14 protein-coding genes and 1 tRNA gene are annotated in these 15,431 nt (G+C 52.0%); all 15 read right to left on the bottom strand.

Features of this window, described 5'->3' with window-relative positions:
• Positions 1 to 449 (bottom strand): GTP-binding protein (locus NT002_02030; GenBank protein ID MCX6828049.1); only part of this gene is annotated, 449 nt, incomplete at its 3' end.
• 22 nt (positions 450 to 471) lie between these two features.
• The gene (gene fusA / locus NT002_02025) at positions 472 to 2,553 is read right to left on the bottom strand and encodes an elongation factor G (protein MCX6828048.1); all 2,082 of its coding nucleotides are present in this window, start codon (positions 2,551 to 2,553) and stop codon (positions 472 to 474) included.
• A gap of 183 nt (positions 2,554 to 2,736) precedes the next feature.
• Positions 2,737 to 3,207, bottom strand: a complete 471-nt coding sequence (gene rpsG, locus NT002_02020) for a 30S ribosomal protein S7 (protein ID MCX6828047.1) — start codon at positions 3,205 to 3,207, stop codon at positions 2,737 to 2,739.
• A 13-nt stretch (positions 3,208 to 3,220) separates the two neighbouring features.
• Entirely contained in the window at positions 3,221 to 3,595 is a 375-nt protein-coding gene (gene rpsL, locus NT002_02015) for a 30S ribosomal protein S12 (protein MCX6828046.1), read from the bottom strand.
• 79 nt (positions 3,596 to 3,674) lie between these two features.
• Positions 3,675 to 7,766 carry a DNA-directed RNA polymerase subunit beta' gene (gene rpoC, locus NT002_02010; GenBank protein MCX6828045.1) on the bottom strand — a complete coding sequence of 1,364 codons (4,092 nt, stop codon included), beginning with the start codon at positions 7,764 to 7,766 and terminating at the stop codon, positions 3,675 to 3,677.
• 78 nt (positions 7,767 to 7,844) lie between these two features.
• Complete coding sequence (gene rpoB / locus NT002_02005) at positions 7,845 to 11,630, bottom strand: DNA-directed RNA polymerase subunit beta (GenBank protein ID MCX6828044.1); 3,786 nt, start codon at positions 11,628 to 11,630, stop codon at positions 7,845 to 7,847.
• Between the two features lie 266 nt (positions 11,631 to 11,896).
• The gene (gene rplL / locus NT002_02000; GenBank protein MCX6828043.1) at positions 11,897 to 12,280 is read right to left on the bottom strand and encodes a 50S ribosomal protein L7/L12; all 384 of its coding nucleotides are present in this window, start codon (positions 12,278 to 12,280) and stop codon (positions 11,897 to 11,899) included.
• Between the two features lie 124 nt (positions 12,281 to 12,404).
• A complete protein-coding gene (gene rplJ / locus NT002_01995) occupies positions 12,405 to 12,923 on the bottom strand; it encodes a 50S ribosomal protein L10 (GenBank protein ID MCX6828042.1) in 519 nt (172 codons plus the stop codon).
• A gap of 11 nt (positions 12,924 to 12,934) precedes the next feature.
• Positions 12,935 to 13,639, bottom strand: a complete 705-nt coding sequence (gene rplA / locus NT002_01990) for a 50S ribosomal protein L1 (protein ID MCX6828041.1) — start codon at positions 13,637 to 13,639, stop codon at positions 12,935 to 12,937.
• Positions 13,640 to 13,700: 61 nt separating this feature from the next.
• A complete protein-coding gene (gene rplK / locus NT002_01985) occupies positions 13,701 to 14,126 on the bottom strand; it encodes a 50S ribosomal protein L11 (GenBank protein MCX6828040.1) in 426 nt (141 codons plus the stop codon).
• 30 nt (positions 14,127 to 14,156) lie between these two features.
• Positions 14,157 to 14,696 carry a transcription termination/antitermination protein NusG gene (nusG, locus tag NT002_01980; GenBank protein MCX6828039.1) on the bottom strand — a complete coding sequence of 180 codons (540 nt, stop codon included), beginning with the start codon at positions 14,694 to 14,696 and terminating at the stop codon, positions 14,157 to 14,159.
• Positions 14,697 to 14,709: 13 nt separating this feature from the next.
• Positions 14,710 to 14,898 (bottom strand): preprotein translocase subunit SecE, encoded by a 189-nt coding sequence (gene secE, locus NT002_01975; protein ID MCX6828038.1) that lies wholly within the window; start codon positions 14,896 to 14,898, stop codon positions 14,710 to 14,712.
• 22 nt (positions 14,899 to 14,920) lie between these two features.
• A tRNA-Trp gene (locus NT002_01970) sits at positions 14,921 to 14,994 on the bottom strand.
• A gap of 17 nt (positions 14,995 to 15,011) precedes the next feature.
• Complete coding sequence (rpmG, locus tag NT002_01965) at positions 15,012 to 15,164, bottom strand: 50S ribosomal protein L33 (GenBank protein MCX6828037.1); 153 nt, start codon at positions 15,162 to 15,164, stop codon at positions 15,012 to 15,014.
• A gap of 27 nt (positions 15,165 to 15,191) precedes the next feature.
• Positions 15,192 to 15,431, bottom strand: a 240-nt coding sequence (gene tuf / locus NT002_01960; protein ID MCX6828036.1) for an elongation factor Tu, incomplete at its 5' end; no start/stop codon positions are given.

Here is a 15,431-nt window from a genome sequence, read left to right as displayed (position 1 = left end):
ACCAAATCCAAAAGCTCCGGATCATCAACCATGTCAACCTTGTTCATATAAACAATGATATACGGAACCCCAACCTGACGAGCCAGAAGAATATGCTCCCGCGTCTGTGGCATCGGACCATCCGCCGCACTCACCACCAATACCGCCCCATCCATCTGCGCCGCACCCGTAATCATGTTCTTCACATAATCGGCGTGACCCGGACAGTCAACATGAGCATAGTGGCGCTTCTCCGTCTCATACTCCACATGCGCCGTCGCTATCGTTATCCCACGCTCCCGCTCCTCGGGCGCATTGTCAATCGAATCAAAGGTCCGAACCGACGACAGACCCCGACGGTTCAATATCATCGTGATCGCCGCCGTCAAGGTCGTCTTGCCATGATCGACATGACCGATCGTCCCCACATTAACGTGCAGCTTCGTCCGAACAAATTTCTCCTTCGCCATAACTTGGATATCCTCCGTCTATTTAAACATACATAATATTCGCGAACATTTTGCCGGCCACTTCCCGGGGAAGGGGAGCGTACTTAAGAAACTGCATGGTGTAAGATCCCCGGCCCTGGCTGAGATTTCTCAGCGCCGTGGCATAACCAAACATTTCCGAGAGCGGTACCACGGCCTTGATTACCTGGACATTGATACGGGGCACCATGCCCATGATTTTTCCCCGGCGCTGGTTGAGATCGCCGACCACATTGCCCATATAGATTTCTGGGCAAACCACTTCCACATCCATGACCGGCTCGAGAATGACCGGTTTTGCTTTCCGGGCGGCTTCCTGCAGTGCCTGAGAGGCAGCAATCTGATAGGCTATTTCCGTGGAATCAACCTCGTGATAGGAACCATTGAAAAGAGTGGCTTTAATGCCCGTCATGGGGTATCCGGCAATAGCGCCGTTGGACATCGCTTCACGAATGCCCTTTTCAATATAGGGAATATATTCTTTCGGGATTGTCGCCCCGATTATTTTATTTTCAAATTTGAAAACGGTACCGTTATCAGACGGCTCGACTTTGATCCAAACGTGACCATATTGGCCCTTACCGCCCGACTGGCGAATGAATTTCCCCTCTGCTTCCACCGCTTCGGTGATGGTTTCTTTAAAGGCGACCGAGGGTCTGCCAATATTGGCCTGAACATTGAATTCCCGAATCATGCGGTCAATGAGAATCTCGAGATGCAGTTCGCCCATACCGGAGATGATAGTCTGCCCCGTTTCCTCGTTCATTCTGACTTTGAAGGTGGGATCTTCTTCCTGAAGCCGCTGCAGGGCATCGCCCAGCTTATCCTGATCCGCTTTGGATCTGGGCTCGATAGCCACAAAAATGACCGGTTCGGGGAACTTCATCATTTCCAGTATGATTGGATGTTTGGGATCGCAAAGGGTATCGCCGGTGGTGGTCTTGCGGAAGCCGATGACGGCAACAATATCGCCGGTGGAGGCGAGCTCCACATCCGCCCTTTTATTGGAATGCATCTGCAGGATGCGGGCAACTCTCTCCTTGATTCCGGAATTGGGATTCAAGATGGCGGTGCCCTGTTTCATTTCACCGGAATAAATCCGCAAATAGCATAATCTTCCCGAATGCGAGTCGCTTTGAATCTTGAAGGCCAGGGCGGTAACCGGCTCAGCGGGATCGGCCTTTCTCTGTAACTGTTTCTTGCCATCGGGAGAAAATCCCTGTACTGGGGGAAGGTCATTCGGGGCAGGCAGGTAATCCACAACAGCATCCAGCAAGGCCTGCACCCCGCGATTGCGGAATGAAGAGCCGCAGAGGACCGGAACGCGGGCGCATTTTATAACCGCCTTGCGGATAGCCCGCCGGATATCCTCAGCCTCGACGGTCTTTTCGTGCAGAAATTTATCCAGAAGAACGTCATCGAATTCCGAAACCGCCTCCAGCATCTCCTCGCGCGCCTTCAGCGTAATATCTTTCAAATCATCGGGGATAGGGTAATCGGTGAAGGTTTCGCCAAGAGTTTCGTCATGGTAAACCCGAAGGCTCAAGCTAATCAGGTCAATAATGCCGGCGAAGAGCTCTCCCTGCCCGGCCGGAATCTGGACCGGAATACACTTAATGGAGAACTTTTCATTCATTTCCTTGACGGTTCGGACAAAGTCGGCTCCGACGCGATCCATCTTGTTGATGAATGCTATCCGGGGGACAGGATATTTGTCGGCCTGTTGCCAGACTGTTTCGGATTGCGGTTCCACGCCGCCGACGGCACAAAAAAGTGCCACAGCGCCGTCAAGGACGCGCAACGACCGTTCAACTTCAATGGTAAAATCGACATGACCGGGGGTATCAATGATATTTATTTGACAGTCACGCCAGAAACATGTAGTGGCGGCGGAGGTTATAGTAATCCCTCTCTCCTTTTCCTGCTCCATCCAATCCATGGTGGCAGCGCCGTCATCCACCTCACCGATACGGTGGGTTTTGCCGGTGTAATAAAGGATACGCTCGGTCGTAGTCGTCTTGCCGGCATCAATATGTGCCATGATGCCGATATTACGAATAAGATTTAGATCCTTTCTTCCGGACATAGAAAAACCCTGACTGAATCGTACCTTAACCACAGGCTTATCAATAAGGAACCATCAAAGCCGACCGTAAAATTCAGCAGGGCGCGGTTGGCCTAATGACTTTGGCTACTTATCCTATCTTGAAAAAGTCCCGCAACTAGATTTCTGACCTTCCTTCGTGTTACCCTTTAATTCTAATTCCAATTACCATCTGAAATGGGCGAAAGCCTTGTTGGCCTCGGCCATTTTATGTGTATCTTCTTTCTTCTTAACTGAAGCGCCCTCGTTATTGGCGGCGGCGGTCATTTCGGCGGCCAATTTTTCAGCCATGGTATGTTCCCCGCGCGCCCGAGCGTAAGTAATAACCCATCTGATAGCCAGCGCCACGCGACGATCGGCGCGGACTTCCACCGGAACCTGATAGGTGGCACCACCGACCCGCCGGGACTTAACCTCAAGCACCGGCTTGATATTGTTGATGGCTTTATGGAAGACCTCAATACCCGGCTGGCCGGTTTTCTTTTCCAGGCTGTCGAGAGCGGTATAAAGAATTGTTTCGGCAACTGATTTCTTACCGCTTTCCATTAAAGCGCCGATAAATTGAGAAATCAGCTTATCTCCATATCTGGTATCGGGAATAAGCTCCCGTTTGGGTGGCGTACTTTTTCTTGGCATGAGTTATACCTATCTACTTCTTGGGCCTTTTGGTTCCGTATTTGGAACGGCTCCGAGTTCTATCGGCGACTCCCACGGAATCCATAGTACCGCGGATAATGTGATAACGAACACCTGGCAGGTCCTTGACGCGTCCGCCGCGAATAAGGACAATAGAGTGCTCCTGAAGGTTATGGCCTTCACCCGGAATATAGGCAGTTACTTCCATTTGGTTAGTCAGCCTGACACGAGCTACTTTGCGCAAAGCAGAGTTTGGCTTCTTTGGCGTGGAAGTGTAAACTCTGGTACAAACGCCCCTCTTTTGAGGCGAGCCTTTCAGCGCCGGTGTCCTGGTTTTTGATTTAGCCACCTTGCGTCCTTTGCGAATCAACTGACTAATTGTCGGCAATGTTTTTCCTCACAAAATAAATTAATCTACAAAATATTTAAAAAAATAGAACGGTAATTTACCCATAGCTTCCTATTTGTCAAGGGTTTTCTTGAAAAATATTGGCCAGGGATTCGTCCGACCCGCCCGATGCGGCCTCATCATCCTCCGATAGAATCTGCAAGGCGTGGTATTTCTCAATTCCGGTTCCGGCCGGTATCAGGTGCCCGATAATGACATTCTCTTTCAAACCCTGAAGCCGGTCAACCTTGCCATTAATAGCAGCTTCGGTCAGGACCTTGGTGGTTTCCTGGAAAGAGGCGGCCGAGATGAAGCTTTCAGTCGACAGCGAGGCCCTGGTGATACCCAGCAGAAGCGGCTCAAAAGTGGCCGGTTCGCCGCCCTCGGCAATAACGCGGGCATTCTCGTCGGCAAACCGGTTCCGATCAACCTGCTCGCTCTCAAGGAAATTGGTACCGCCGGCGCGGGTCACCCGGACTTTCTGCAACATCTGGCGGACAATAGTCTCGATATGCTTATCGTTTATCTTAACTCCCTGAAGCCGATAGACTTCCTGGATTTCGTTCACCAGATATTCCTGCACCTTCTGGACACCGGAAATTCTGAGAATATCGTGGGGATCGATGGATCCTTCACACAGACGGTCACCGGCATTTACTCTGTCCCCGCCATGGACATGGAGATGGCGTCCATGAGGAATCAGATATTCCTTGGTTTCACCTTCGTCGCCGTGAACCAAAACCTGCTGCTGACCGCGGACAATCTTGCCGAATTCGATGATGCCATCGACCTCGGAAATGACCGCCGGGTCATGCGGCTTGCGGGATTCAAACAGTTCCGCCACGCGCGGCAAACCGCCGGTGATATCGCGAGTTTTCGAGATGGCCCGAGGAATCTTAACCAGAAATTCGCCGGTCGGGATTTCCTGATTGTCTCTGACAAGCAGGTGGGCCCCGGTGGGAATGCGAAAGGAGCCAAGCTCCTTGCCCTTGGCATCCTGAATGATAATGGTCGGGAACAGGGCCTTCTCGCGCTCCTCCACGATAATGGGCTGAATGAGACCGGTGGTTTCATCCAGCTCCTCACGAAGCGATACATCAGGCACAATGTCCTGGAAGACAACCTTGCCTCCAAACTCGGAGACGATCGTGGTGGAATAAGGATCCCATTCGAAAACCGTGGCGCCTTTGATTACTTCCTGACCGTCTTCCACGGCCAGAACCGAACCGTAGGGCACATTCATGCGCGCTCGAACGCGGTTCTTCTCATCGACAATATGAATTTCCCCATCACGCCCGTTGACAATTTTGGTATTATCCGGGCGAGCGATATAGCTGATGCCGACATAAACCAGCCTGCCGGGATATTTGGCTTCCACTTTGGACTGCTGCGCAATGCGAGCAGCGGTGCCGCCAATATGGAAAGTTCGCAGGGTCAACTGGGTACCCGGCTCGCCAATTGACTGAGCCGCAATGACACCGACCGCTTCGCCGATATTGACCATCTTCATGGTGGCCAGATTACGGCCATAACACTTGACACAGACCCCGCGTTTGGATTCGCAGGTGAGCACTGAACGGATACGGACCGAATCAATACCGGCCTCTTCTACCTGCGCGGCGTGCTCTTCATTAACCTCCTCACCGGCTTTGACAATGATTTCCTCGGTAATCGGATCGAACACATCCTCGAGCACCACTCGCCCCAGGATACGGTCGCGCAACGACTCAATGACTTCTTCGCCTTCTTTCAGGGGGACAATATTATTGCCGAGAATGGTGTTGCAGTCTTCTTCGGTGATAATCACATCCTGGGCCACATCGACCAGACGTCGGGTCAGATAGCCGGCGTCGGCTGTCTTTAAGGCGGTGTCAGCCAGACCCTTACGGGCGCCGTGAGTGGAAATGAAATACTCGATGACTGAAAGGCCTTCGCGGAAGTTGGAGATAATGGGTGACTCAATAATTTCGCCTATGCCGCCCGTGATCTTTTTCTGGGGCTTGGCCATAAGGCCGCGCATGCCAGCCAGTTGGCGAATCTGCTCCTTGGAGCCGCGCGCCCCCGATTCCGCCATCATATATACGGGATTAAATCCCTGGCGGTCACGGGCCAGATTATTAAACATAACCTCGGCCACTTCCGAAGTGGTTTTGGTCCAAATGTCGATAACCTGATTATAGCGTTCACCATTGGTGATCACGCCGCGTTCATAATTCTTTGAAATACGGTCAACATCTTTGCGAGCCTTTTCAATCAATTTCCCCTTCTCCTCGGGAATAAGCATGTCATCGATAGAGACGGTGACACCGGCAATGGTGGCGTATTCGAATCCAAGTTTCTTGAGCTTGTCGAGGAACTCGACGGTCTGAGCCGGGCCGACTTCACGATAGCAGTTGAGGACCAATTGCTCCATCTTGCCCTTGGAGGCCACATCGTTGAAGAACGGCAACTCTTTGGGCATGACCTGATTGAAAATAACCCGTCCGGGGCAAGTCTCGATGAGTTTTCCATCGATACGGATCTTCACGATGGCATGCACATCAACCTGCCCCGAGGCATGAGCCGACAGTGCCTCATCGATTGAATAGAAGACGGAACCCTCTCCCCGCGCTCCGGTGCGGGTCTTGGTCAAATAATAACAGCCGATGACCATGTCCTGCGACGGTATCGCAACCGGCCTTCCCGATGAAGGCAGAAGCAGATTGTTGGTCGAAAGCATCAGCAGCCGCGCCTCGAGCTGCGCTTCGAACGAAAGCGGCACATGCACGGCCATCTGATCGCCGTCAAAGTCAGCGTTGAATGCGGCACAAACGAGGGGATGAAGACGAATTGCTTTTCCCTCCACCAGAACCGGAAAAAAGGCCTGAATCCCGAGACGGTGCAGAGTGGGAGCACGGTTCAGGAGGATGGGATGATCTTCGATAATCTCCTCGAGAATATCCCAAACCTCGGGACGCTCCCGTTCGACCAATTTCTTAGCCGATTTGACGGTCTGGACATATCCCTTCTCTTCCAGTTTCATGATGATAAACGGCTTGAAGAGTTCCAGGGCCATAGTTTTGGGCAGACCGCACTGTGAAATTTTCAGTTCGGGCCCGACGACAATAACCGAACGGCCGGAATAATCAACGCGCTTGCCCAGCAAGTTCTGGCGGAACCGTCCCTGCTTCCCTTTCAACAGGTCGGAGAGCGATTTCAGCGGCCGTTTGGAATCGCCGCGCACCGAATGAGTACGGCGGCTGTTATCAAAGAGAGCGTCGACCGCCTCCTGTAACATTCTCTTTTCATTGCGGAGAATGACATCGGGGGCCTGAATATCAATCAGCTTTTTGAGACGATTATTGCGGTTGATGACGCGACGATAGAGATCGTTCAGGTCGGAAGTGGCAAACCGGCCGCCCTCGAGCGGGACCAAAGGCCGCAGGTCGGGCGGAATAATCGGAATGACACTCATTATCATCCATTCGGGGCGATTGCTCGACTGCCGGAAAGCTTCGACAATGCGAAGTCTCTTGAGGGCATCTTTCTGTCTTTGAGCCGAGGTTTCCACCTTCACCTGCGCCCGCAGACTGATGGAAAGCTCTTCCACATCCAACCTGGCCAGAAGTTCGCGGATGGCATCGGCGCCCATGCGGGCGTCAAACTGTTTGCCGCTTTCCACGAGTTCGGTGTAATCCTCTTCGCTTATGATATCCCGCTCCTGATAGGAAGTATTCCCGGGATCAATCATTATGTACGATTCATAATAAATGAGCTTTTCCAGTTCGCGGACAGAAAGGCCGAGCAGGTGACCGATACGTGACGGCAGTGATTTGACAAACCAGATATGGGTTACCGGCACGGCCAGTTCGATATGCCCCATCCTTTCCCGGCGGACCTTGGACTGTGTCACCTCAACGCCGCAGCGATCGCAGACAATACCGCGGAATCGGATTCTTTTATATTTGCCGCAGTTGCACTCCCAATCTTTGACCGGGCCGAAGATTCTCTCGCAGAATAATCCGTCGCGCTCCGGTTTGAAAGACCGGTAATTGATAGTCTCAGGCTTGGTCACCTCGCCGTATGACCATGAAAGGATGACCTCGGGCGAAGCGAGCTGCACCTGAATGGCAGAAAAATCCGATGGTTTTTTCTGGGGTGCTTTAGGAATGTTTGTAGGAAACGTAGCCACCACTAAACTCCTTTATAAAATTGCCGGTCTTCGGCAGACAATTCCCAACAGACAGTACATCTCAACATATATAGTCACTTATTTCTCAATCAATTTGACATCCAGACCGAGGGCCTGCAGTTCTTTTATGAGCACGTTGAACGACTCGGGAATACCCGGTTCGGGGGGATTTTCTCCCTTGACAATCGCTTCATAAACCTTGCTGCGGCCGGTCACATCATCCGATTTGACGGTCAGAAGCTCCTGGAGGGCATAGGCGGCGCCATAGGCTTCCATCGCCCAGACTTCCATTTCCCCAAAACGCTGACCGCCAAACTGCGCCTTTCCGCCCAGCGGCTGCTGGGTAACAAGACTGTACGGCCCGATGGAACGGGCGTGAATTTTGTCGTCGACGAGATGGGAGAGTTTCATCATATAAATATTTCCCACCGTCACCTCGTTATCGAAAGGCATACCGGTGTAACCATCGATAAGTCTGGTCTTGCCGCTTTCGGGAAGCTGCGCTTTCTTCAGCATTTCCTTTATCTGCTCCAACTGGGCGCCGTCGAACACCGGCGTGGCGATATGGATATTCAGCTTATCCGCAGCCCAACCCAGATGGGTCTCCAGAATCTGCCCGACATTCATACGGGAAGGGACGCCAAGGGGATTGAGAAGAATATCGACGGGGGTTCCATCCTGAAGATACGGCATATCCTCGATCGGGACGATTCTCGAAACGACGCCTTTGTTGCCATGGCGGCCGGCCATCTTGTCACCCACGGCCAGCTTCCGGCGTATGGCCACCTTGACCTTGACCAGCTGCTTGACACCGGGCGAAAGCTCCGCTCCCCGAATCACTTTGTCGATCTCAACGGCCATCTGGGAGTCTTTGAGGGCGATAAGATCGGCGGCTTCCTTGATAATGCTATCAACTTTCTTGTTTATGCCGGTGTTGTCGCAGTAACCGTCAGGCGCGTAGGCGGCATCGAAATCGAAAGATTCAAGATGAGAAGCATCGTACTTATGACCGGCCCGGATCAGCACCGAATTGTCCGCCGTCAAGCGGATGGAGTTGCTGGTATGACCGGCCAGAATTTCGGCAATCCGCTTATTCCTGTGGTTGACTATATTCTGCTTTAATTTTCCGAAATGCTTTTTGATCTGTGCAATTTCGCTTCTTTCCTGCTTCTTGGCCTCTTCCGTTCTTTCCTTGCGTGAAAAGACCTTGGTGTCGATAACAACGCCTTTCATCCCCGGCGGCGCCTTCAGAGAGGCATCCTTCACATCTCCGGCCTTCTCCCCGAAAATGGCCCGCAGGAGTCTTTCCTCCGGCGATAATTCCGTTTCGCCCTTCGGAGTCACTTTCCCGACCAGAATATCTCCCGCTTCCACTTCGGCGCCGATGCGTACGATACCGTGCTCATCCAGATTCAGGAGCGCCTCTTCGGAAACATTGGGAATTTCACGCGTGATTTCTTCCGACCCGCGCTTGGTGTCCCGCACCTGCATTTCAAATTCTTCGATATGGATGGATGTGAAAATATCCTCGCGGAGCAGTCTTTCGGAAAGAATGATAGCGTCTTCAAAATTATAACCCCGCCAGGGCATAAAGGCGACCGTGACGTTGCATCCCAGGGCCAGCTCACCCTGGTCGGTTCCGGGACCGTCGGCGATGACATCACCCGCTTCCACCGTCTCGCCTTCTTTCACCAGCGGCCGGTAGTTGATACAGGTATCCTGGTTTGAGCGACGGAAACTGGTAAGGGGATATTCGTCGTCTTCGATGAACGCGAGTTCATCGGATTTGGGTTTGATATGCGGCTTGATGATGATTTTTTGTGCGGAAGCATATACGACCATACCGGCGCGGCGGGCCACCATGGCAGCTCCGGAATCAATGGCCACTTTTCTTTCCATGCCGGTGCCGATAATGGGGGTCTCTGCTTTCAGGAGTGGCACCGCCTGGCGCTGCATGTTTGAGCCCATCAGGGCACGGTTGGCATCGTCATGCTCCAGAAATGGTATAAGCGAAGCAGCCACAGAGACAATCTGCTTGGGAGAAACCTCGATAAAATGAATATCCTCGGGTTTGACGATCGGATAATCGGAACGGCTGCGGGCTTTGAGCATCTCGTTGACAAAATGACCATTCTTGTCCATCGGCTCATCGGCCTGGGCGATTATATAGCGGTCTTCCTCGTCGGCCGTCAAGAAGACAAGTTCATCGGTAATCTTCCCCTTTTTGACCCGGCGATACGGCGTTTCCAGAAAACCGTATTTGTTGATTCTGGCGAAAGTGGCCATGGAGGCAATCAGCCCGATGTTCGGACCCTCCGGAGTTTCAATGGGACAGACGCGGCCGTAATGAGTATGGTGCACGTCGCGCACTTCGAATCCGGCCCGTTCCCTGGTCAGACCGCCGGGACCAAGGGCAGACAACCTCCGCTTATGAGTCAGTTCCGAAAGAGGATTAGTTTGATCCATAAACTGCGAGAGCTGGGAGGAACCGAAGAAGGTGTCGATGACAGCCGAAACAGTGCGCGCGTTGATAAGAAGCTGCGGGGTAACCGGGTCGCTTTCTAAGTCGTTTCTCGGCTTGAGGGAGAGCCTTTCACGAATTGACTTGGCGACGCGCGAGAGTCCGACCGAAAAGAGATTGGCGAGAAGCTCACCAACCGTTCTCGCACGGCGGTTTCCGAGGTGATCGATATCATCGACCACGCCATTACCGTTGCGCAAAGCGGTAAGATACTTGATAATGGCCACAAAATCCTTGACATCCAGCACGGTGGTGGAAAGAGGAATATCCAGTCCCAGCCGCTGGTTAATCATGTAGCGGCCCACTTCGCCCAAATCGTACCGCTTGGTATTGAAGAACAGCTTTTCCAGAAGCGCCTCGGCCATTTCCATGGTGGGCGGCTCACCGGGACGCAGGAGTGAGTATATTTTTGCCAGCGCTTCATCACGGGTTCTGGTAGCATCCTTGCTGATGGTATTCACGATGACCAGGGCATCACGGACATTTTCTCTCACCACAACCTTAATCTTCTTGATCCCGGCTTCCTTTATCTTGGCATATTCGGCGGTGGTGATGGTGGTGGCGGCGGCAACAAGAATTTCGCCGGTCTCTTTGTCGATAATCGACTCCGCGACAACCTGGCCCTCGATCGCCTCAGGTTTCTTGCCGGCCAATTCGAGAGTGGAGACATTGTAGAAAGCATGAATGAACTCTTCATCGGTGGCATATCCTACGGCGCGCAGAAGCGTGGTGACGGGCAGTTTGCGTCGGGAATCAATATAGACGTACATAATATCATTAACATCGATAATAAACTCCAGCCAGCTTCCGCGATATGGAATTATGCGGGCTGAATAGAGAATTTTTCCGTTGGGATGAGTCTCTTCATCGAAGAACACCCCCGGAGAACGATGCAACTGACTGACAATCACCCGCTCCGCGCCGTTGACAATAAATGTTCCCCATTCAGTCACCAGGGGAAGCTCGCCGAGGTACACATCCTGTTCAATGACGTCCTTAACCTGCTTCTGCTCTCCCTCCCCCTGCTTGGAGATCAGTCGGAGGGTTGCCCTGAGAGGGGAGGCATAAGTCATATTTCTTTCCCGGCATTCGTCTATGGAATATCGCGCCGTGCCGAGCGCGTAGTTGACAAACTCCAGAACATGATTTTCAGCAATGTCGGTAATGGGGAAAATCTCTTCAAATATCTGCTGTAATCCCTGCTTAAGTCGTTTTTCGGGGGGTGTCGACAACTGCAGGAAGCTGTTATAGGATTCCAGTTGGATATCCAGCAAATTCGGCATTTCGGCCGCATCACTGATTCTGCCGTAGCTTATCCGTTCAATACTTCCTTTGCGTGCCAAAATATCCTCCTCTTATATCTTTTTATAAAGGACAGACCGACGTAGATTCCGGGAGCGGGGATAGCAAAAATGACAATACTCTCAAAAAGAGAGGAACCTCGCATCGGCGACTCTGTTTCACCTTTATTTTTCTCCTGACATCTTACTGTCACAGGAGCCGTTTACTTACAGACTGCTCGACGCCTGATCAATTTCAGCCGGTTATAGCCGGCTAACAACCGGATAAACAGACCGGGGTATAGAAAGTTCCCGGTCCACAAACAAATCTACTTTACTTCAACGACTGCGCCGACTTCCTGCAGTTTTTCTTGAGCCGCTTTGGCCTCATCCTTGGAGACACCCTCTTTAACCTTCTTGGGGGCTCCATCAACAAGGTCCTTGGCTTCCTTCAGGCCCAGGCCGGTCAATTCGCGAACGACTTTGATGACCTGAATCTTCTTATCGCCGACGGCATTGAGAACCACGTCGAATTGGGTTTGCTCTTCGGCCGGAGCAGCAGCGCCAGCGGCCGGCGCAGCCGCCGCCACCGGAGCCATCGGGGTTACGCCAAATTTGTCCTGAATCGCTTTGGACAGGTCGGCCAGTTCCATTGCCGAGAGAGAGGCTATCTTCTCGACTATTTCGTTGATTACTACGTTTTCGGTAGCCACTTTACTTTATCCTTTCGATTTAACATTCTTTTTTCACAATTTATCCGCCGTCATCTTCAAATCAAACGAGTGGACCATCCCGTCTAGAAGCATGATTTGCATGACAGCATAAAGGCCCGATTAATCATGCCGTTTTGGCCATAGCCAGAGCATCCAGAGTTCCCACCAACTCCTGAAAAACACCATCAATTGACATTATCAGAGAACTGATGGGCGATTCCACCGCCGCCACCACCTGCGCCAGGAGCACATCCCGGGTCGGGAGCTCGGCCAGGCGGACAATTTCGGCGCCGGCAAAAAGCTTTTTATCAACCACAAAAACCTTGATTACCGGCCGCTGCTTTTCCTTGAAGGTATTATAGAGAATCTTGGCTGGGACGGAGGGATCATCGAATCCGAAGGCTAAAGCGGTCTGTCCGCTCAGGTGATCCACGATACCTTCATAGCCGGTTTCCTGAGCGGCAATCTTGATAAGAGTATTCTTCGCCACCAGATACTTGACGGAACTATCGCGGAGATTTTTACGCAGACGAGTTATATCGGCGACATTCAGGCCGGTATAATCGGTGACAAATACCGATTTGGAATCCTGGAGATATTTCTTGACTTCGCTGACACTTTCAATTTTTTCCGGTTTTGGCATAAGAGCACCCTTCATTTCTTCATATCAATTAAGAGGGACTGGAAATCGAGCTTCAAACCGATACCCATAGTGGAGCAGAGGGAGAGGCTCTTTATATATTGGCCCTTGGCCGAGGCCGGTTTGGCCTTGACGAGAGCATCGACAAAGGTCATGACATTTTCGGCAATCGCTTCTTCGGAAAAAGAGACTTTTCCGACCGCTACAGCGATATTGGCCTGCCGGTCGACACGATATTCAATCCGTCCGGCCTTCAACTCCCGGACGGTTTTGCCGATATCCATCGTGACCGTTCCGGCCTTGGGATTCGGCATCAGGCCGCGGGTTCCGAGAATCTTTCCCAGCCGGCCAATGACCTTCATCATGTCGGGGGTGGCCACGGCCACATCAAAATCAAGCCAGCCACCCTGGATTTTTTCCACCAGATCAGTATTGCCGATAAAATCGGCGCCGGCCTCTTTGGCTTCGGTCTCCTTTTCACCGGCGGCGAAAACCAGCACCCGGATACTCTTTCCGGTTCCGTGAGGAAGCGCCACTGTCCCGCGAACCATCTGGTCGGCATGTTTGGGGTCAACCCCCAGCCGAGCGGCCACTTCCACCGATTCATCAAACTTACAATGGCTGTTGGTCTTCATAATCTTCACCGCCTCCTTGAGACCATAGTGGCGGGTTCGATCGACCTGCTCCTTGTAAGTTTTGTAACGACGTGAATGTTGCATATACTCCTATTCTCCCCGATATCATCCCTGAGGGATGAGTCAGGTGCAAACGAATTAAATTTTAACCTTCTATTTCAATACCCATCGAGCGGGCCGTTCCGGCCACCATCGACATCGCTGTTTCAAGGGTGGCGGCGTTGAGATCCGTCATTTTCAACTGGGCAATATCGCGGACCTGCTGCATGGTCACTTTGCCGACCTTGGTACGATTTGGCTCGCCGGAACCTTTCTGCAGACCGGCCGCCTTAACCAGAAGAACCGACGCGGGAGGCGTCTTGGTAACAAAAGTGAACGATTTATCGACATAAACCGTGATAACCACCGGGGTTGTTATACCGCCCAGATGCTGCGTCTGAGCATTAAAAGCCTTGCAGAATTCCATGATGTTGACACCATGCTGGCCGAGAGCGGGGCCTACCGGCGGCGCCGGGTTGGCGTTGCCGGCCGGAATTTGCAACTTAATAGTTGTTTGTACTTTCTTCGCCAATTTCTTATCTCCAGAATCTAAATTTCAATACTACTTCTGCTTGACCGCTTCAATTTGCAGGAAATCAAGCTCGACCGGGGTAGGACGTCCGAATATCGAGACCATCACCTTAATCTTCTTGCGCTCCATATTTACTTCGCCGACGAAACCCGAAAAGTCGGCAAAGGGGCCGTCGATAACCTTCACCGAATCACCGGCCTGATAAGGGACATCGGTCGCCTCGACCGTTCGAGAGCGGTCGACCTGACCGATTATCCGCTCCACTTCATCTTCTTTGAGCGGGTGGGGATTGCCGGCGGCGCCGACAAAATTGGTAATACTCGGCGTAGAAACGACCAGATTTTGAGATTCTCGATCCAATTCCATTTCCACCAGAATATAGCTCGGGAGAAATTTCTTGGTCGAGGTTGACCGTTTTCCCTGCCGCATTTCGGTTACCTGTTCGGTTGGAATCAGAATTCCGCCGAACTTGGCTTCCAGACCGGCAGTGGCAATGGCCGATTCGAGATATCTCTTGGCCTTTTGCTCATGTCCGGAATAAGTATGGACAACATACCATCGCAACGGCATCGATTTGTCTTCCTTATCCAAAAATGGTTTTGGTCGCCAGAACCAGCAGTCGGTCAATAATCCCGATAAAGACATAGATTATAATAGTGACCACTATGGTGACTACCGTGGAACCGATCAATTCGTTACGGGTCGGCCAACTGACCTTGGTTAACTCGGCCCGGACTTCTTTCAGAAATTTTATCAGTTTACCAAACATCATGTACCCTTATCTTTGCATTCAGCAGGCCAGGAGGGATTCGAACCCCCAACATCCGGTTTTGGAGACCGGCGCTCTAGCCGTTGGAGCTACTGGCCTGTTTGCTTTACCGGCTGTTACCTGGTCTCCTTGTGCAGCGTATGCTTATTGCAGAAGGGGCAGTACTTCTTATATTCAACCCTTTCCGGGTGCAATCTTTTATTCTTGGCGGTGTTATAATTCCGTCTTTTGCATTCACCGCAGGCCAGTGCTATCTGTTCTCTGGGCATATCAACGATCTTTCAAACAATAATGTTTCAGGCAATAATTTCACCGACGACACCGGCGCCAACCGTCCGGCCGCCCTCGCGAATCGCAAACCGCAACTCCTTCTCCATCGCAATCGGCGTGATCAGCTCCACTTCCATCTGCGTGTTGTCCCCGGGCATGACCATCTCAACACCCGGCTGCATCGTGATGACGCCCGTCACATCCGTCGTCCGAAAATAAAACTGCGGCCGATAGCCGTTGAAAAACGGCGTGTGACGACCTCCCTC

Source organism: Candidatus Zixiibacteriota bacterium (assembly GCA_026397505.1).
Classification (GTDB): domain Bacteria; phylum Zixibacteria; class MSB-5A5; order GN15; family PGXB01; genus JAPLUR01.
Note: the sequence above shows the minus strand (reverse complement) of the source record. Positions and strands in the feature narration are given on the sequence as shown.

Bases quoted from the DNA above. Each gene is read 5' to 3' on its own strand.
- rplJ (MCX6828042.1), bottom strand. From the start codon at position 12,923: ATGCCAAAACCGGAAAAAATTGAAAGTGTCAGCGAAGTCAAGAAATAT.
- nusG (MCX6828039.1), bottom strand. From the start codon at position 14,696: ATGCCGTTGCGATGGTATGTTGTCCATACTTATTCCGGACATGAGCAA.
- fusA (MCX6828048.1), bottom strand. From the start codon at position 2,553: ATGTCCGGAAGAAAGGATCTAAATCTTATTCGTAATATCGGCATCATG.
- rpsG (MCX6828047.1), bottom strand. From the start codon at position 3,207: ATGCCAAGAAAAAGTACGCCACCCAAACGGGAGCTTATTCCCGATACC.
- rplA (MCX6828041.1), bottom strand. From the start codon at position 13,639: ATGCAACATTCACGTCGTTACAAAACTTACAAGGAGCAGGTCGATCGA.
- secE (MCX6828038.1), bottom strand. From the start codon at position 14,898: ATGATGTTTGGTAAACTGATAAAATTTCTGAAAGAAGTCCGGGCCGAG.
- rpmG (MCX6828037.1), bottom strand. From the start codon at position 15,164: ATGCCCAGAGAACAGATAGCACTGGCCTGCGGTGAATGCAAAAGACGG.